The sequence below is a fragment of the Candidatus Pantoea floridensis genome (assembly GCF_900215435.1).
GTDB lineage: Bacteria > Pseudomonadota > Gammaproteobacteria > Enterobacterales > Enterobacteriaceae > Pantoea > Pantoea floridensis.
On sequence record NZ_OCMY01000002.1, the window covers coordinates 144,126 to 161,579 of the forward strand.

General features: G+C 54.0%; 14 protein-coding genes. 1 reads left to right on the top strand and 13 read right to left on the bottom strand.

Annotation, left to right across the window (positions count from 1 at the left end; translation table 11 throughout):
* Positions 1-93 precede the first annotated feature (93 nt).
* Complete coding sequence (locus CRO19_RS21320; RefSeq protein WP_097097836.1) at positions 94-999, top strand: LysR substrate-binding domain-containing protein; 906 nt, start codon at positions 94-96, stop codon at positions 997-999.
* Positions 1,000-1,058: 59 nt separating this feature from the next.
* On the opposite strand, the gene CRO19_RS21325 is transcribed toward CRO19_RS21320, so the two are convergent.
* From CRO19_RS21325 to tssF, 13 genes are all read right to left on the bottom strand, one after another.
* Positions 1,059-1,409 carry a DUF6277 family protein gene (locus tag CRO19_RS21325; RefSeq protein ID WP_097097837.1) on the bottom strand — a complete coding sequence of 117 codons (351 nt, stop codon included), beginning with the start codon at positions 1,407-1,409 and terminating at the stop codon, positions 1,059-1,061.
* A gap of 25 nt (positions 1,410-1,434) precedes the next feature.
* Positions 1,435-4,869, bottom strand: coding sequence for a type VI secretion system membrane subunit TssM (gene tssM, locus CRO19_RS21330; protein ID WP_097097838.1), 3,435 nt, complete (start codon positions 4,867-4,869; stop codon positions 1,435-1,437).
* A gap of 13 nt (positions 4,870-4,882) precedes the next feature.
* Positions 4,883-6,376 carry a type IVB secretion system protein IcmH/DotU gene (icmH, locus tag CRO19_RS21335; protein WP_097097839.1) on the bottom strand — a complete coding sequence of 498 codons (1,494 nt, stop codon included), beginning with the start codon at positions 6,374-6,376 and terminating at the stop codon, positions 4,883-4,885.
* Positions 6,373-7,728, bottom strand: coding sequence for a type VI secretion system baseplate subunit TssK (gene tssK / locus CRO19_RS21340; RefSeq protein WP_097097840.1), 1,356 nt, complete (start codon positions 7,726-7,728; stop codon positions 6,373-6,375). The genes icmH and tssK overlap by 4 nt, the downstream gene beginning before the upstream one ends.
* Positions 7,729-7,732: 4 nt before the next feature.
* Positions 7,733-8,209: a hypothetical protein gene (locus CRO19_RS21345; RefSeq protein ID WP_097097841.1), complete on the bottom strand. Its 477-nt coding sequence runs from the start codon at positions 8,207-8,209 to the stop codon at positions 7,733-7,735.
* Between the two features lie 16 nt (positions 8,210-8,225).
* A complete protein-coding gene (locus CRO19_RS21350) occupies positions 8,226-8,591 on the bottom strand; it encodes a PAAR-like domain-containing protein (protein WP_097097842.1) in 366 nt (121 codons plus the stop codon).
* 3 nt (positions 8,592-8,594) lie between these two features.
* Positions 8,595-9,164 (bottom strand): DUF3540 domain-containing protein, encoded by a 570-nt coding sequence (locus tag CRO19_RS21355; RefSeq protein ID WP_097097843.1) that lies wholly within the window; start codon positions 9,162-9,164, stop codon positions 8,595-8,597.
* Positions 9,157-10,254: a pentapeptide repeat-containing protein gene (locus CRO19_RS21360; protein WP_097097844.1), complete on the bottom strand. Its 1,098-nt coding sequence runs from the start codon at positions 10,252-10,254 to the stop codon at positions 9,157-9,159. The genes CRO19_RS21355 and CRO19_RS21360 overlap by 8 nt, the downstream gene beginning before the upstream one ends.
* The gene (locus CRO19_RS21365) at positions 10,251-12,407 is read right to left on the bottom strand and encodes a DUF2169 family type VI secretion system accessory protein (RefSeq protein WP_097097845.1); all 2,157 of its coding nucleotides are present in this window, start codon (positions 12,405-12,407) and stop codon (positions 10,251-10,253) included. Before CRO19_RS21365 ends, CRO19_RS21360 begins: the two co-directional genes overlap by 4 nt.
* A 9-nt stretch (positions 12,408-12,416) precedes the next feature.
* A complete protein-coding gene (locus CRO19_RS21370) occupies positions 12,417-14,573 on the bottom strand; it encodes a type VI secretion system Vgr family protein (RefSeq protein WP_097097846.1) in 2,157 nt (718 codons plus the stop codon).
* 105 nt (positions 14,574-14,678) lie between these two features.
* Positions 14,679-15,617 carry a type VI secretion system baseplate subunit TssG gene (gene tssG / locus CRO19_RS21375; protein ID WP_176519233.1) on the bottom strand — a complete coding sequence of 313 codons (939 nt, stop codon included), beginning with the start codon at positions 15,615-15,617 and terminating at the stop codon, positions 14,679-14,681.
* Positions 15,610-16,350, bottom strand: coding sequence for a type VI secretion system baseplate subunit TssF (locus CRO19_RS21380; protein WP_097097848.1), 741 nt, complete (start codon positions 16,348-16,350; stop codon positions 15,610-15,612). Before CRO19_RS21380 ends, tssG begins: the two co-directional genes overlap by 8 nt.
* Positions 16,289-17,449 carry a type VI secretion system baseplate subunit TssF gene (gene tssF / locus CRO19_RS21385; protein WP_097097849.1) on the bottom strand — a complete coding sequence of 387 codons (1,161 nt, stop codon included), beginning with the start codon at positions 17,447-17,449 and terminating at the stop codon, positions 16,289-16,291. Before tssF ends, CRO19_RS21380 begins: the two co-directional genes overlap by 62 nt.
* Between the last annotated feature and the right edge of the window lie 5 nt (positions 17,450-17,454).

Below are 17,454 nucleotides of genomic sequence, written 5' to 3' on the forward strand. Positions count from 1 at the left end.
AGCTCCTTTGTCAGTGTGTAGAGTGATTGTAATCGCCCCAGCGCTGTGCAACTATCCGTGCAAATCGGGACACAGTGTACGAGGTGGCGAACAATGGCAGTAGATATCGCACTGCTGCACGCGGTAGTCGCGGTGGCAAAAGCCGGGGGCTTTCGCGAGGCGGCGCGCATGACGGGGAGTAATCCGTCGCGTCTGAGTGATGCAGTACGGCGGGCAGAAGAGCAGCTTGGCGTGCGCTTGTTTAATCGCACCACGCGCACCGTGGCGTTAACTGAAGCTGGCAGGGCGCTGATGTCGCGCTTACTGCCTGCGATGAACGAAGTGGATGCGGCACTGGATGCGCTAAATACCTTCCGTGATACCCCGGGCGGCACGTTGCGTTTGAATGTCCCGGTCAGCGCCGCGCGCATTGTGTTACCCGCGATTGTGCCGGGCTTTCTCCAGCGCTACCCGGATATCCAGCTGGAAGTGGTGGCGGAGAGCAATGTTCAGGATGTGTTCCGCGACAGCTGTGATGCTGGCGTGCGTTATGACGATCATCTGGAACAGGATATGGTGGCGCTGCCGATTGGCCCTCGCACCCAGCGCTTTGCGTTAGCGGCGGCCCCCGCTTATCTGGCCCAGTTCGGCACGCTGCAGCATCCGCGGGATCTCATGCAGCATCGGTGTTTATACGGACGCTATGCGACCGGCGTGGTAGCCGAATGGGAATTTACGCGCGGTGAAGAAACCGTGCGCCTGCAGCCAAAAGGCCCGCTGATTTGCAGTATCGGCGCGGCCATGGATCTCACGGTTCAGGCCGCAATTGCCGGTTCCGGCGTGGTGTATCTGTTCGAGGATTGGCTGAAACCGGCGCTTGACAGCGGTAGTCTGCAACCGATTCTGCCCGAATGGTGGCAAAGCTTCACCGGCCTGTGGCTGTATTACAACGATCGCCGTTTAATCCCGGCGCCGCTGCAGGCCTTTCTGGATTATGTGCGTGAGCTTAATGCCGCGTGACTGGCTGATAAATTAACGCAACCTAATAAATAAAGCGGATTTTCATCCGCTTATTCACATTAAAACTCGCGCTTAGAGTTGTAGTGCGCCTCTTCAGCAGGCACACCTTTAGCTACCGTATCGCGCAAATCATTCTTCGTTACGTTAAACATTTCAGGCGCATCTTTCATCAATGCCTGTTTATGCGCCTGTAACTGCTGTTGTAACCCAACAAAGGTGCTGCCCATTTGTTCCATCATGGATTTACATGCGCCATTACTCTGCATAGCAACCGCAGCGGAAGAATCCATACCGGATAAACTCATTGATGCGCATGACTGCGTAAAATTTTCCTGAAGAGAACGGTGTACGCTATCGGCGGTTGAATTGCCGCTTTGCGCTGCTGCAAGAATATCTTCTTTATTAATCATGAATAACTCCTTGTCATTGCTGGGATTAAGGACATTTAAAATTGCGCAACGCGCGGGACCATAATGGGAAGTTTTGTTGCGCTGAGCGGATAGTAAACGCGAAGCTTCCTGGCATACCGTTCAGCATCATCAACAGCTCTCGCGTATCACTACTCATGTTGCTGACCGTCGCGCGATCATAAAGTCGGAATAGGGCCCAGGGACCTTCGAACATCGCGGTCTGCAAGCTGCCGTCATTGGCTTTGAAAGTGAGGCGAATATAGGTGCCACCTTTTGGGCCTGGCCATTCCACCCGCTCCGGTTGACTTTGACCGTGGCTATAACGGATAACCTGTCCATCAATATCCAGTACGGCTTCAGAGATGTTGCTGCTGAGCGTCATTGGCGTGAGGAAAAAGGTTAACGCCATATTTCCGCTGCTGTTAAGCCAGCTTTCACGAATTTTCGCCGCACTTTCAAAAGATCGGACGGTACCTGCTGAAATTAAGCTTGGATCCTTTGCGCGCCAGGGTCGCTGGTTAACATCAACCAGCGACGCGAGGTTTTGGTCGAAAAAGCGCTGTAAGCTGCCATCTTTTGCAAACAGGCGAGAGAAATCGTTAATGCCAATTTCGTTTTTGGCCGTGGTGGAAAACGGATAACGATTGGCGATGATATTTTTACCTTCACCGGTGGTCAGTGACGCCGTATTGCTTGAGAGTTTCTGCCGAATCTGCGCCAGGGTCTGGCTTTGGCCGCGTTCAATCAGATCCATCATGACGCTCCTGACCGGATCGGGATAACGCGCGGCATCAATGCGGGCGCGCTTTAAGCCATCATCCGGCGACTGGGCATTACTCTCGCTGCTATTAAGACGAACCGATGCCGCCGCCAGCAGATTATAAAGCTCGTTAAAAGTGCGCTGGAGGCTGTCATTGCCAACATTGCTTTTCGCTAACTCAAGTCCCAGCCGCCGCAGTGGCTGAAAACGATCCTCAACGGCCTGTTCTGGCGTGAGTTTAAAGCGTGAACGATCGCCGGAGATCTCATCGACAATGTCCCGCTTTTGCTTCTGCAAGCTGTAACGCTGTCGGTCAAACCAACTGGTTGCACCGGCATCATCGCGTCCGGTAAGGCTGGTTTCACGGGTAATGAAGCGGATTAAATTGGCTAACGATGAAGAGGGGTCCGCTAACTGGCGCGCGAGTGATGCCGCATCATCAATGCTTTGCACCGGTCTGGCACGGATATCTTTAATAAAGTCGGCCCAGTGATTGGCATATTCCAGCAGATAGAGTTTGCGCGTTTCATCCATCAGACGTTGGGTTGCGGTGACCATTTCAAGGTTCGAGGCGCTGTCCTTGTCCGCCATCACCCAGGATTCCTCCTCGAGTACCGCTTTGGACATGTTTTCTACTTCCGGCAACACCACATCGCGATAGCTGGATCGAGTATAGAAGCCGGGTACCGCAACATCGTTAACCGTGGCGTCGCTTTTACGTCTCAGTGTTAGCATGACGTCACTGCCTGCCGCATTCGCGAGCGTTACATCTGGCATCGCCAGCGCATGGGAACTCTCCCTCAAACGGTTAATCACCCGCATCTGCTGCGGGATTTCCGCCGCTCTCACCCGTGCCAGCCGCACCAGATTTACATCAGGTTTCAGCGCCGGCGTTGCCGCTAATGAGAATAACGCCTTCAGATGATAACCAAACAAGGTTTTATTATTGCTGGCGTATCCCGGCGGCGCGAACCGATCCCAGCGCGCCATAAACCAATTATTTAAGGCAACCGGATCGCGATGTGCCGGATCAACCAGCATCATATAAACTTTTAGCGTGTCGTAGACATCATCTTTATGGGTATTGGCGTCCTGCTGGAGCGCATCGACAATATAGGCTTGCACCGCCGGCCAGAAGATTTTGAGCAAATGACGATGCCAGGTAGCGGTCGCGGCATCGTTGAGCGCCAGATGTTCGACATAAGGATTCAGGGGCAGGGTATCGACGCTTTCCAGCTGGGCGTTCATATAGCCAAGCTGCTCATAGGCGGCGATCAGATTTTCACCCGGACGCTGCGTCGCCGGGACCTCACGCACTAAGCGGCGGGTTTCATCGAAGGTGGCATTCACGTAGCCGATATAATCCTTCTCCCATTGGTAATAACGCAACAGCCCCCAACCCGCACCACTCAGAAAAAGTAGTACCAATACAGAGCCGACTAATCGCCGAATCGCTACGGCAGCGGAACGCTGGCCCCCCGAGGTGAGAATATGGCGCTCGGTAATGGCATGGTCGAATCCCGATTGCCACAGTTCCGTGGTGGGATGTGTAGTGGATGATGATCCCCATGATGTTGCGACGTTGAGCGGATCCAGCGCTATCTGGCGAGCGCTGCCCAACCAGATGTGCCGTAGCTGAACTTCGTAGCCTACGGGCGAGGAGGGAAAGATCTGATTGATCAAGCTGAACAGCGGCCTGCTCAGCGTGCCAAGGCTCTCTATGAGTTGCAGAAGCTGGTGTCGCTCGGTTTCTGAATTCACGTCGTGGATCAGTTCCAGTACGTACTGGCTAATGCGCACCAGTAGTGCTGCAAATGCCTGCTCGGCATGTTTTTGGCCCGCCTCAATACTGAATCCAATACCCTGCCTGCGTAAATTGTCGCTCATCATGGCGAGCAAAGAGGCACCTCCGGGCAGTTGATCGAGGTGTGAAAGCATCAGGTAAACCGGAAGATCGCAGCGCGCATCATTGGCGCAGCCGAGCAGGCGAGCACGCAGGGTGTCCGCCAGCGCTTTATGCTCGGATAAGGAAGCCTGGAGCAGCCAGTGCGCATCCAGACAGAGGAAGATGCCATCGATCGGCGGAAACCCGCGCTTGCGTCGCAGCAGGCGAAGTAATGAGGTGCGGGCTTTATCGGCTCTGACGCTGTCTTCACTCTGTGCCCAGCTGCCGGGGGTATCTATCCAGATGGCGTCACGTGTCAACCACCAGTTGCACTCTTGCGTTGGCCCGGTGCCGGTTGTCGCATGCAGTCCATACTGTTCTGCCAACAGGAACGTTTGTTGGCTTTCACTCAGCAGTGAAGTCTTACCGCTGTCCTGCGGCCCGATGACCAAAAACCACGGACGATCGCGCAGCCAGGGCTGATAAAGCCGATAACACATGCGCCGCCAGTATGTCCGCTGTTCACTTAATCCGACGTAGCGCAGGGTTGATACTGCATCATAGAAGCGGTGATTGCTCACCGCAGAAACGGGCGCCCGGCGGGCAAACGGCGTGAAGAGTTTGCCAGACATCCAGCTGAAGCAGCGCGCGATCCACGGCCACACGGCCCAGAACAACAGCAGGCCGACTAAGATGGCGCGAGGCCACTGGCTTGCAAGGGGAAACCAACGACCAATCGCAATCAGCGGACCAATCCACCAGATCACTGCGCTGACCACAAGAGCAAATATAAGTATAAAAAGATGACGAAACATGAACTGTCCTTAGTTACGGATTCCTGGCTGCCGCGCGAACGTCCTCAACGGCTTGCTGTGTCGCTTCATCCTGGCGCTGGCCAATCTTCCACAAAATATCAACGCGTCGGTTGCGCTTACGTCCTGCTTCCGTGGTGTTTTCAGCCAGCGGATCGGTATCACCTTTGCCCGTGGCATCAATGTTGCGTTGATATTTACTGTTGGTTTGCATGACAGAACGGAGCTTGTTGGCCACCGTATCCGCGCGCTCTTTTGACAAGATCAAGTTGGACTGCGTCGGATTTTTGCGGAACGGTTCGCTATCGGTATGGCCAATCACTTCCAGATCGCCCGGCCATGGCGCAAGAGCCGCTCCCAGGCGCTCGATGTTGCGCTTATTCACGAAGTCGGGCAGCAAGGTTGCTTTTCCGGTTGCGAACGCACCATCTGAAGTAAAAATTAACAGCCAGCCCTGAGGATCTTTTCTCACTTCAAGCCAGCCCTCCTGCAGAATTTCTGGCAGCGGCTGCGGCAAGGTCGACATGATGTTAATCCGCCGCGGTTCTGGTGGCGTCCAGGCAAGGATTGCATTACGTAATGTGCGGGCATCGTCATGCAGTCGCCAGCTGGCGTAAGCGTAAATAGCGCTCAGCGCCAGTACACCGAACATCAGCAGGCGTAGGGGCGTAATCACGCGCTTTTTAGGCACCACGCGGTGGGACTGTGCATCCGCTAGAGTTTGGGTTGGATGGTTTAAGTAGAGCAGTACGTCCAGCTGGTGGCGCAGATCGGCCAACAGCAGCGGACCCCGCTCAATCATGGCGTATTTACCATAAAAGCCCAGCGACAAAATCAGGTCATAGAATTGCAGAACATCCTGATGCGTCTGCGGAGATTGCCAGTACTGATTGAGGTGATCGAAACATTTCTCGCCGCCCCATGCATCCTGGTAATACTCCACCAGCAGCGAGAGCGGCGCGCTGGTGTTATTGCGGTTTAGCGTTTCATCAATCCAGGTGAAGAGGAGGTAAGTAAGATGATTAATGATCTCACTGGTATAGCCTTGCTGGAGTAAAACCTGTTGAAAATATTGGGCTTCACGTACCCACTGCGCGCGTTGAATGTCATCGTGACGTTGTCCGCTTTTTTTATACTGCTCGACCATCAGAATGAGCGGAAAGGCAGCTTTAATCAGCGGATTTGCCCATTCGCTGTAAGTTTGCCCAGGACGCGATAAGACGTTGCGCGCGGCTAGCAGCGTACTCTCCGTTTGAAACGGCGAGGTGATATCGGCGTTGGCGCTCTCCTTGGAGGGTTCTGCAGCAAGCGCGTGAGTTGGCGTATGGGCATGCGCATTGCCGCTGCTTTCGGTTTTTTTCAGACCCGCCATCGTGGCACCCACCAGCGAAGTGGTAGCCAGCAGGGAAGCCTGGTGCGACAGATTTAGCGCGTTGTTCTGCTGACGCGTGTCATCGTTTTCACGCTGCAGGTTAAGCGCCTCACGTATTTTGCGTTCGAAGTCGTTCATGCGATCCTCCCTTGTCGCAGCCCCCAGACGTCAAATCTCAACCCCGGGAAGTCGCCGACAATACTGACGGCCATCGCCGAGGCGTTGTACATCTCACGACAAAGCGAGTCATTGTTATCAACTTCGAAGTAAACGCTGTTGGGATACCAGGGGATGTGACGCGGGGCGGAAACCATAGGCAGCAAACGAGCGCCCGGTAGCTGCAGATCGATGAGATGACTGATTCTTTCCACTGCGCCCATTTTAGTCTGCGCCGGAAACGCCAGTCGCAGCTGGTCGGCTGGTAGATCGCAGCTGATGGCAAATACAATTTTCTCCAGCCTGAGCTGCGCGTCAGTAGGGCAAATCCAGATGCCATCTTCGCGTTGTTTGAACAGCAGCGCGACCGCAGGAGCTTCGATAACCAACGAGAGCGCGCGGCGGATGGCGGTAAACAGCGGGAAAAACCCCATGTGCGGCTCATCATGCTGATATTGCAAATCCTGCCGTTCCCATAATCGTTCCCCATCTGGAATGATGCTGAGTTGACCAAGCAGAGTAAGTAGCTGCTGATAAAGTTGCTCAGGATGGACCGGATATTGTTGGCTAAGATGCGCTAAATGCAGATGCGCGTGGCTGAGCGTTTGCAGCAGCAGCAGCTCAAGCAGCTCGGAAAGTCCACCGACGGCCGAGTGAACATCATTTCGGAACACACTCTCCAGCCGTAAGCGAATCAAGCTCATCAATTCGTTAAGGGCATCTTTGAGCCAGCCACAGGCGCGATAGTCCAACAAAGGCGGTAGCATCGTGCTGTCGATAACCAGCGCACCGTTGGCACTACGTTCACGGATTGTCAGCAACGGCAGCGCAGTTTCGGCGCCGGTAACGCTATTTTTGAGCTGCAGGCGACAGTTAAGACGTGCAATTTGCAGCGTGACCATGTCCGGATTCCCGGGTGAGGAAATACCCGCATAGCGATTTTTGATTTGTGCATCTTCCAATGCCAGTCGGCTGCCCTGGCGTGCGTTTGCCACGCTGGCAAGTTCGGTATCCGGAAGATCGAGGGTGAGCGTGAGGCAAACTTGCTGGCCCTCCATCGCCTCCTCTAATGCTAAGGGCAGCGGCAGTGGGCCATCGCCAGGCAAGCTGAAGGGCGTTCCATCGGGAAAAATACCTTTCGCCTGAGTGAGGGCGATCTTGCCTTGATCCAATAAAGCACGATTGATTTCAATCTGGCTGAAGCCCCAATTCCAGCGCTGAACGGCTCTGAGACGACCATCAATATGGTGTTCAAAAAAACGCTCCTGCTGCTGAAAATGCTGTGGTTCCATCAGCATGCCTTCAATCCATGCGGTACGACTGGTAGGAAACATGAGGTTAATCCTTGTTGTAAATTTTGGACGCAAGTGTCTGATCGTTAATTGAAACAATAATTTTTTCGGCATCAGCATTAGCCACGCGAATTTCAATCAGGCTCTGTGACGAGCCGTATTGTTGAAACTCAGCACCAATCACCAACCAAAACGGTGTAGTCACCGTGTCAGGCAAATGCAGGCTGCGCTGCATGCCCGGCGCGATAATGTCGTTAAACAAAGGCGCGTTAGCGTCCGATTGCAGCTGGCAAGTCGCGCCACTAAATACGCCATCGGGTATGAAACCAGGCTGCGCGCGTTGCCAGACGCACACTCTGGTCGGTTGTGCGATGCCGCCTGGCGACAGGTTGCTGTTCAACGCAGCCGTAAGAGAAAGCGCGGGTGGTTGCGGCACGGCGTGATCCGATGCGGAATCTGCGGCAAACAGGCTACAACCTGAGAGCAGCAGCGCTCCGATGACGAGACATCCTGGTAAATGCATCCCTGCTCCTGAGGCGTTAAACGTTGATGAAATACTTCATCTGGCTCGGCACGGTCTGTGTCGTCACCATGTTGTTATTGTTGGTCATGCTCATATCGCCTAATCGCGTCGCGGGCATGCCTTGAATAAAGTATTTCGACGATCCCTGTATCGGTAGCATTTGCGCCGAATGGGTTCCGGAAACCACACCTACCTCGTTGCCTGCGTCGATGGTAGTCGTGCGGATCGTCGCCATGTTTTGCTCATTACTGCCGCAGCAAAAGTAGTTAGGCACATTTGGAATGCCCATCATGTTTGGCGCGGTATTTGGGCCGGGAGAAGGGATCATGGGATCGGCTCCGACAAAACTCATTCCACCCAGATTATTATTTGCTGCTGTCATATCTCACCCTACATGCACCTGTCCGCCATCGATTTTCAACACCGTTCTGCCATTCAACGATGTCAGCTCGCCGTCAATGCGATAGCTGGTTTTGGCGGTGTGGCTGATATGGCCAGCTTCGATCGACTCGATCTCGCTGACCAGACGTTCGGAGGATTTACAGCGAACCTGCACTTTTTCCGCAATCTGATTCAGCCGCTCGGCGATCCAGTTACCCGTACGGCTGATGAGCGACAGCGCCGGCGCTTCCAGCGTCATTGTCTGTTGAGCACGCAGCGTTAACGTTGAGGCATCGATATGCAGGGAATCGTGAGCGGTCTGGATCGCCAATGCGCGCCCCGGATCAGCGCACAACAACAGATCCAGTACCCAATACGCATTCCCATCAGCAATGACGCGAACCCGATCGCCTGCTGCTGGCTGTACCAGGCAGCTCACCGCAATATGCAGGCTAACGGTGGGCTCTTCAGCAACGTATAAGTGCCCATCAGGCATGGCAGCCAGTGTGACTAGCCGGGTTTCGCCCTGCGGCAGAACACAACTGACCGGGGTGAGTTGCAAGAGATTAGACATATTTGCTGGTTCCTTTGATGGCTAGTGAGGTGTGCAGGTGATCGGGTCCGGGACGACATGTTTGATGCCAATCGGCGATGGCCTTCAGCGCAGGCTCGTTCTCCACGCTCGCAGCGGGCGTTGCACCAAACCGGCGAGCATCAGTGAGCAGGGTATTGTCGGGTAAACCGCTGAGGTGGGCCGCGCGCAAATCGCTGTAGGAGAAATCGCTACTTTCACCCACGCAGTGATGAAATTCAGACTGCTGTAACCAGCAGTGAGACCAGCGGCTGGCGTCCAGGGAGCAGGCGCTAAGCTGTAGTTTTTCACCCTGAATCGCCTCGGCGTAAAAACCCGCCAGGCAACACTGGCTGAACTGGGATTCCACAAGTACCGTGTGACGAAAATGGGAGGCAGCGAAATTGCATGCATCAAATTGGTTACGGTGAAAACTTCCGCCTTCTAATGTCAGCTCATTTAGTTGGCACTGCAGCCACTGGCACTGATACCACGTCTGGCCGGGGCCATGTCGATGGCCCAGCACAACATGTTTGAACCGGCATTCGCTGGCTACTTGTCGCTGTATTTCAATATCTTGCCAGCAACCATTTTGAAATTCACACTGGCATATATTCCAGTCATGCGCGCTGCCATGCAGTAGTTGCAACTGCGTGATGGGAATCTGAATGAGATTCCAGTGCTCGCTTAGGCAGGTGTTGAGGATAATTGACTGCCACTGTCCACCCTGGAATGTCATTGCCTTACTGTGATGATAATGAAACTCGCATTGTCGCCATACCGACTGCTGGCTGGTGCAGCGTTGGCAACGGCCTGCATGCCAATGGCAATCCACCAGTTCACATTGAGCAAAATGACAATCGTTGAGTTCACAGCCCGCAAAATTCACCGACTGAAACCGGCAGCGTTCAAATTTCAATCCTGACCAGTTCGCCTGCTGCAACGTGATTGAGCCGAAATGGCAATTGATAAACTCGCAGTCCTGTAGGTTTTGCAGCGCGGCACTTTCGGTAAATGCCGTGTCTCGGAAGACCTTTCGTGGCATGGGTATCGCGGCGGTGAGTGCGGCAGCGGGATGAATTTTGCTCATCATGCCACCTCTCTTTGACAAGTATCGCGGCGCGGCAACCAGCAGACATCCTGCAACAAGCACGCTGCAAATGCGGTCTGAGCATCACGTTCAACGCGCGCAAGATTAGCACCGCTCAGATTACAGTGATGAAAGGTTGTGCCATTGAGTGTTGCGCCGTACAGGCACGCTTGCTGCAGGCTGCTCATCTGCCACTGGCTCTCATTTAACTGCGCCTGTTGCAGCTGAACGCCGGTTAAATCGCAGCGCACAAACACGGTGCCATTCAACTGGCTGCGTTCGAAGGAGCTCTCCTCAATGGCGCAGGCCGTGAACTGGGTGAAACGTAAATTTGATTGAGCCAGACCCACCTTTTTCCATTGGCACCCATCGAGGATTGCCGATGAAAAATCACAGCGCTGACCAAAGGTGACACTGTTGAAGGTGGAATGTGAAAAATGACTGCCGACGAAAGAGGACGCCAGCGCAGAGCTTTTTTCCATCACCAGGCGGGTGGCTTGCAACTGCTCAAGCGTAGAGTTAACGAACATCGCCTGCTGAATGATCACGTCTTCAAAGCAGCTGTGCATCAGTGCTGATTGATGTATTGTCACGGCGCTCAGCGCGTCCTGAGAAAAATGCGCATCACACAGGCGGCAATCGTCAAAGGTCAACGCCTCCCACTTACCTTTATGTGAATGCCAATGGTCCAGCTGACAGGCTTTGAACCGCAGGTTGTGGCCCGAAATGTTCGTCAGCTGCAGGTTTTTCTGCCGGCAATCATAAAAGTGGCACTGCGAGAAGCGACTGTCGTGAATAGTCAGGTTTTGCCAGCGACAGGACTCAAACGTGCAGTTTTCAAACTGCATGTGCTGCCACGTCCCTGCGGAAAACCGGCAGTTGACGAACTGACAGTGACTGAAAGTTCGCCCCGTAAGATTGCCAATCACTGGCTGGCTTAGGCGCTTACCCGTCACGATATCTGCAGCGTCAAGATCGACTATCGGTTCCGGCGGGAACAGCGTGGCGAGTTTCTTCACGTCGAAAATCGCCGGCTCAGGCGCCGTGGTTTTTTCGCTGTCGATTAGCGCCCGCAGCTGAACATAGTGCTGCTGGGTTACAGCAGGATCACAAGGAAAGGCATGGCCGTGCTTATCATCATCGGGAACGAAGGCGTCTAAGGCCCCCTTTTCTGGCATGAGATCAGGGTCATACATAAATTCGAAAGGTGATGCGCTGGCGGCACAACGACGTTCCATCACCTGTAAAAAATGGGCATCGGGACGTAAAGCCGCACGATCCTCAAGGCCGACCAGCAGCGCAGTAATGCTGTTATCCAGCATATGGGATACCGCAACCGAACCGGTGAATACCAAAAGGATGACGTTTTGATCGGGCAGTAACCATATCGTTTTCAACGGCATATCTACTGCAGCCGGTTGCGACTTGTCACGCTGTATCCACGCGCGCGCCTCGACATTTGGCAGGGTAAAGCTCAGGTGGCTATCTTCGTCACTGAAGCCATGAAGTACACCAGTAGCCTGCGCTGGCCAGGCTGGCGTGGCGAGTTGCTGCGCAGCGGACGCGAGCTGGTAGTAGCGCGTGTCAAAGGAGACTGGCATGCCGGGGAAAATATTTTCGCGGTAATCCTCATCCTGCATGGCGGTGTGAATCGCCTTGATCCAGCGATTTCTCAGCGGGAAATCAGCGGGTATCGGACCCGGTGCGACCATTAAATCTTCGTCACGATCTGCCATGAACAACGTGGGCTGACGGCTTCCCCAGGGATTCGCAGACGTATTTGCGGCCACGGAGTGATTTAATGGCATTTTATTGAAGGCAACGAACTCACCGTTATCGTCCCTTGCCGCTTTCAGGTGCCAGCGTCGGGTTATCTGATTAAGCGTTACTGCAGCCTCAGCCGTTTGCACCGGGTGAGGGCGATGAACGTGCCCCGCCAGCAGAAATTCGGCAAAGGGTTTGGGTGTTGCATCATCCAGATATGGGAACTGATGTGGCGCCTGCTGCCAGGCCTGCCAGATTTGGGATTCAGTCGTGAACTGTGGCTTGCGCTGTAGCCAACATCCGGCCACCACACTGAAACCCAAATAACTCTGGCGACCAAGTTGATAGCCACTTTTAATCACCGCGAGTTGTTGAGGTTTGATAATGCGCATCTGGCTTCCTTAGTTTTTGCTCTGCATGCCGGCGGTTTTAAGGTCAACACCCACTTGCGAATAGGCTGCGCTGGTATTGCTGATTGATAATCCGGTTGTGCTGTTACTGGATCCGACCATTGAGGTGGAGACCCCCGTTGTCGAAGTCGACACGCCGGTGGTTGAGGTGGCAACCCCGGTGAAGCTGGTATCCACGCCCGTAAAACCGGTACTGACGCCAGTGAAACTGGTACCGATCCCGGTAAAGCTGGTGCTGACGCCGGTCATACCCGTGCTGACGCCGGTCATGCTGGTGCTCACCCCCGTCATACTGGTGCTTATTCCTGTCATGCCGGTGCTGATACCCACCATGCTGGTGGAGATACCGGTTCGTGAGGTCGAGATTCCGGTAGTTGAATGACTGATCCCGGTGACGGAACTGCTCTTCGCGGTAAAGGTCGTGCTGGTTCCTTTGGTCGCGGTTTCATCTTCTGTAGAGGTGACGCTGGTTTTAGTGCTGGTGAAGCTGGTATCTGTTTCCATTACCTGGGTTTTAGTGGTGCTGAAGTAGTTATCGCGGTTAACGATGTGATCCTGGTAATCTTCAATTTTGGTGCGATTGATGCGTTCATAGGCATCATTTCCCACATCACGGATGTCATTTCGTCCCGAAGATGTCTGCATATCCCGCTCGGCGTGCAGCATCAGGCGTTCATTGCCGCGTTTATCGTCAAAGGTGATCTGGCTGGCATGCTGGGGCTGCCCCTGTTTAAGCGAGCGCGACACCAGCCCGGTGTAGTTAATCTGTTCTGGCAAGCGATACGGCGGCGGGTTGTCGCCGTTATAAACGATGCCGCTAACCAGCGGGCGATCGAGATCGCCATCGATATAACTCACCAGCACTTCCTGCCCAACACGCGGCATGGCAATCACACCCCAGCCTTTGCCCGCCCAGGCCTGCACCACACGGATCCAGCATGAGCTATCTTCTTCGCTGGTTTTATAGCGATCCCAATGAAAGTGAACGCGAATACGCCCATAACTGTCGGTATGCACTTCGCTCTCTGGCGCGCCGACTACGGTGGCACTTTGGATACCGGGAAGCTGCGGTTTGGGCGTAATGCGGGCCGGACGCCAGGTCACATCATCGTTAATAGCGGTAAAACGACAGGTAACGTTACGTCCCTGCGCGCTGCTATCTGGACCATCCTGGATATAGCGGTAGGCGCAGCTGATGAGTTTGAATCTGCGGTTGCGGTTTTGATCGGGATGCAAGCTGAGACTAAAAGCATGACCGACTTTCAAGCCGGTAGCATTGCTTTCGCCACTGAGCATTTGCCCTTGAGCGCTGAACTGCTGCAAACGCAGGCGCGCGATAGTTTCTCCGCGCGTTCGGTCGCTGTAGCCGCTGGCATAGTCGTACCACTCAAGCGGCGTATCAGGCAGGCTTTCGCTACTGTTTGTCGCGTGGGTTTGCAGGTTATTACGCGGGTTAAGATAATCATAATCGCGCAATACCACGTCGCTTGAGTGCACCTGGCGCGCCCGCTGAATACGTTGTATCCCTTCGCGGATGGCACGTTGCTCTTCACCATCAGGGCTATAAAGCAGTTGATCGTAGGTGAGCGACAGCGGCTGGAAGGTCTGATTATCAGTAATCACCAGCGTGTGCTGCTCATCTTCCTGCGCGAAAAACCAGATGATGCCTTCATCTTCCATTAGCCGGCTGATGAAATTGAAATCGCTTTCGGCGAATTGAACGCAGTATTCGCGACCTGGGTAGCTTTCACTGAGATCGAGGCGGTAACGAGCTACGCCGTAGCGCGCAAATACCTCCTCAATGATGGTCGGCACATTTTTGTTCTGAAAGATTTTACAGTTGCGGTTCTGCTGTAAAAACCACAGCCAACAGCTCAGCGTCAGACGATAGACCGATTTCGTTCCCTGTTGCCCGGCATCTTCCCCGCCAACGATATAGAGATGGAAGGGGCGAGGAAGATCCTGTTTTTGCTCAATTAATACCGTGAGCTGTTTACCTAACAGCTCGCTATAGTCCAGATCGGGCTCTGCAGAGGCGATCTCCAGTTGGAAAAGCGGAGTGCGTGATAGCTCTTCCTGCGTCTGAAAACTTAAGGGAAAAGCGCGATGTGCAGGCAATTCCTCACTGACTAATTGAATTAAAGGCATGTTTAGTTCCCTATGAGTGAATGTCATTCAACGCTGAGAAAAGCGCACCATCCTCAATCTGACGCAGCGCCTTCTTTCTGCCGCTAACGCGATCGATTCCATCTGTCAGGTTGGGGATTGCCAGACGCGTTGCGAGACCACGCCGTGACGCGGCTTAAGCCAACTGTTACTTCCCAGTTTTGTGGGAAATGCCTGGGCCAGCTCAGGAGAGGAAAGTAGCAATAAATCAATAGTTAACTGCATCTGATGGCGAACAAAGGTCTGACAGACCGACGCCAGCAGTTGCAATTTCTTCTCTCCGCGCTGCCAGGATTGATAATCCGGAAATCCGAGCGGGCCGATCTCGATGTGCAGGCTATGTTGTGCGTCAAAAATGCGGCTGCCCAGGCGCGTGGCACCAAGATGTCCCATCTTGTGCTGCGCACGCTTTTCCTGCGGTTTTATCCACTCTCCCTTCGTGGTATCCAGGCGGCAGGGAATGGAAAAAAAATGACTCAGCATCCGCTGTAAATCGCGTAAAGAAGCGCGGCCCGCCAGCCAGGCAGCAGGCCAGACCTGCCGCAGTTGCGTTTGCAGCAGCGGATAACCGCGCACGGGAGGAATCCCGGCTATCTGACCAAGGCGAGCCAGGAAACGGTTGTCCTCACCCATGCGATCGTGACTCACCATCGGTTGCAATTGGCTCCAGCTGCGATACCAGAAAATGGCCTGGCGTTGGCTGAGCAGTGAGAGAAAGTCACCAAACGCATCGCTGGAATGATTCAGCTTTTCGGCGCGGGTATGTTCAGTCACGCTGAGAGGCATCGGGCCGTAGGGCGCCAGCAGGCCAAAATGGCGTAACGTAATGGTGATACGCTCACCGGCTGGCAGTACATGCGCCACTTCGCGCGAGGCAAATGCCAGGTCTGCCTTTTGCAAAATTCTGAGCTGCCGATCGCTATTGTCGTTTAGCGTACCGAGCCGGGAAGCAGCGGTATTGCGGCGCTCAATCTCACGTAGCAGCGCAAAGTAATCCATGCTGCTCAAATACGTTAAATCAGCCACCCGATGCCCCCTGTTCCATAAAGCGTTCGCCATCCAACGTGAGAGTGAAGCTGAGCCGCTGATTGAGCTCGCAATAATCTGTCAAGGCATGAAAAACCATGTAGGCAAACATAAAGGCGCCCTGGTCGGCGTGATCCTGAGGTGCGATGTCGAGGGAAAGTCGGGTGCCGCGCGTCCAGCTCAGCGGACCCGCTCCCTGCCAGCGTTCGAAATGATGGGTAATGGTCGCCCGGCGAATGCTGGAAAGCTGTTTTGTCTGCGCGGCATTTTGCTCATTCACAAACAGGCTCAGCCATTCACGAAGCAAGTCGGCGCAGTTTTCAACTTCACTCTCGGCATAATGCAAAGGGTTTACATTGAGCATCTGTAGCGCATGCCAACTTTTAATTTTTGCCGGTGGAGCCTGCGGCGCGCTGGGATGCCGGGTGAGAATGACGCCTTTAATCGGCATTGACCGCTCAAGTTCAACGTGGGGACGTTGAAGATGTTCAGGCCGCAAATGTCGCTCGCAGACCAAAGCTTCAACGGCGAAAGCCTTTATCTCCTGGGGCTCAAGCTGAGCAGGGCCGGTTGAAAAGGACAAAAAGAGTTGCTCAAGCGGCAGGCGTTGGTGACTGGCTTGCGTGGTACGTGGATCGCTACGACGCCGTAATGACCAACGTGCCGGTGCGTCAGTGACGGTTTCGTAATGCGCATCGCCGGTCAGTGCAGAAAAGGGGCGTTTTTTCGCCATCCTGCAAAATAGCTTTCACCTCCGTCAGGCTGTGAATACAAAAATGACGGGCGTTTAATCGATCGACGATCAGCGGGTATTCCGTGTGCTGCTGATTAATCAGCACCGGGCTGCATACTCGGGGAAAAAGGTTTATGGCCGGTGTGGCAAACAGATGAAAGTGACGGGCATGAATACTCTCTGCCAGTGCAAAGCTGGATTTGTTAAACAGGAAAAAGAGATCAAACGTATGGCTGTGCGTCCCGCGTGCTAAAAATTCATGCAGACCGGTTACCAAAAGCGTAGAGAAACGTCCCGGCGCGGCAAAATATTCACGTAACAGACGACAGCCCGGTAATTCGCCAATCGCCTGCGGTAATAGCGACTCCTCCGGCGTTAATCCGGCAAGAGAGATAGCGTCAGCATCGAGAATAGTGTATATCGGCCCCTCCGGCTGGTGGGCGTGCAGTACTATACGCAGCGTGTTGGTCAGTAATAACGTTAGAAGTTGGTTGAGCAGAACAATTTCACAGCTCATCGTTAGACGAAGCGGCGAAAAACTCAGCTCGCACAGCGGGATAATCCCGCGCGTGCTTATGGTGAGGTGCAAATAGCTCTGCGAATCCTGAAATTGCTGGCGTACGTTTTCCGGCAGTTCAAGTGGTGGATGCACCTTGAGTTCAGCTCGCTCGATTTCAACCGGTTGAACATGTACGTCATTGCCGGTAACGAAAACAGCAGGGCGCTCTTTGAGTGAAGGATCATTCAGCATGACTCTGCTGCCCTTCGGTAAACAGGTTCTGGCGCTCCACTGCGGGTGTGTGAGATCGGGTTGTAGCGCCACCGTCATCATAGATGGCACCGGCGTTTGCCAGTTCGGTGCTAAATGAGTCAGCATATTTAACGCGAATTCTGCCTGCTCGTTATTGAGGCGCTCATGAACCCGACTCGCAAGAAAAGCGGTGCCTTCCAGTAATCGTTCTACGAAGGGATCCTGTACGCCATTACGATGTACACCCAATTGGCTGGCAACCTGCGGATGTTGTTTTGCAAAAGCATCACCCGCTTCACGGAGATAGCGTAATTCTTCGTTATAGAGCGTGAGAAAATCGGGTGTCATGGCAA

What these genes read in the sequence shown, in the direction of transcription:
- CRO19_RS21360 (WP_097097844.1), bottom strand. Translation starts at nt 10,254, where the DNA reads ATGATGAGCAAAATTCATCCCGCTGCCGCACTCACCGCCGCGATACCC.
- CRO19_RS21350 (WP_097097842.1), bottom strand. Translation starts at nt 8,591, where the DNA reads ATGACAGCAGCAAATAATAATCTGGGTGGAATGAGTTTTGTCGGAGCC.
- CRO19_RS21365 (WP_097097845.1), bottom strand. Translation starts at nt 12,407, where the DNA reads ATGCGCATTATCAAACCTCAACAACTCGCGGTGATTAAAAGTGGCTAT.
- CRO19_RS21345 (WP_097097841.1), bottom strand. Translation starts at nt 8,209, where the DNA reads ATGCATTTACCAGGATGTCTCGTCATCGGAGCGCTGCTGCTCTCAGGT.
- CRO19_RS21370 (WP_097097846.1), bottom strand. Translation starts at nt 14,573, where the DNA reads ATGCCTTTAATTCAATTAGTCAGTGAGGAATTGCCTGCACATCGCGCT.
- icmH (WP_097097839.1), bottom strand. Translation starts at nt 6,376, where the DNA reads ATGAACGACTTCGAACGCAAAATACGTGAGGCGCTTAACCTGCAGCGT.
- CRO19_RS21325 (WP_097097837.1), bottom strand. Translation starts at nt 1,409, where the DNA reads ATGATTAATAAAGAAGATATTCTTGCAGCAGCGCAAAGCGGCAATTCA.
- tssF (WP_097097849.1), bottom strand. Translation starts at nt 17,449, where the DNA reads ATGACACCCGATTTTCTCACGCTCTATAACGAAGAATTACGCTATCTC.
- tssK (WP_097097840.1), bottom strand. Translation starts at nt 7,728, where the DNA reads ATGTTTCCTACCAGTCGTACCGCATGGATTGAAGGCATGCTGATGGAA.
- CRO19_RS21355 (WP_097097843.1), bottom strand. Translation starts at nt 9,164, where the DNA reads ATGTCTAATCTCTTGCAACTCACCCCGGTCAGTTGTGTTCTGCCGCAG.
- tssM (WP_097097838.1), bottom strand. Translation starts at nt 4,869, where the DNA reads ATGTTTCGTCATCTTTTTATACTTATATTTGCTCTTGTGGTCAGCGCA.
- CRO19_RS21380 (WP_097097848.1), bottom strand. Translation starts at nt 16,350, where the DNA reads ATGGCGAAAAAACGCCCCTTTTCTGCACTGACCGGCGATGCGCATTAC.
- CRO19_RS21320 (WP_097097836.1), top strand. Translation starts at nt 94, where the DNA reads ATGGCAGTAGATATCGCACTGCTGCACGCGGTAGTCGCGGTGGCAAAA.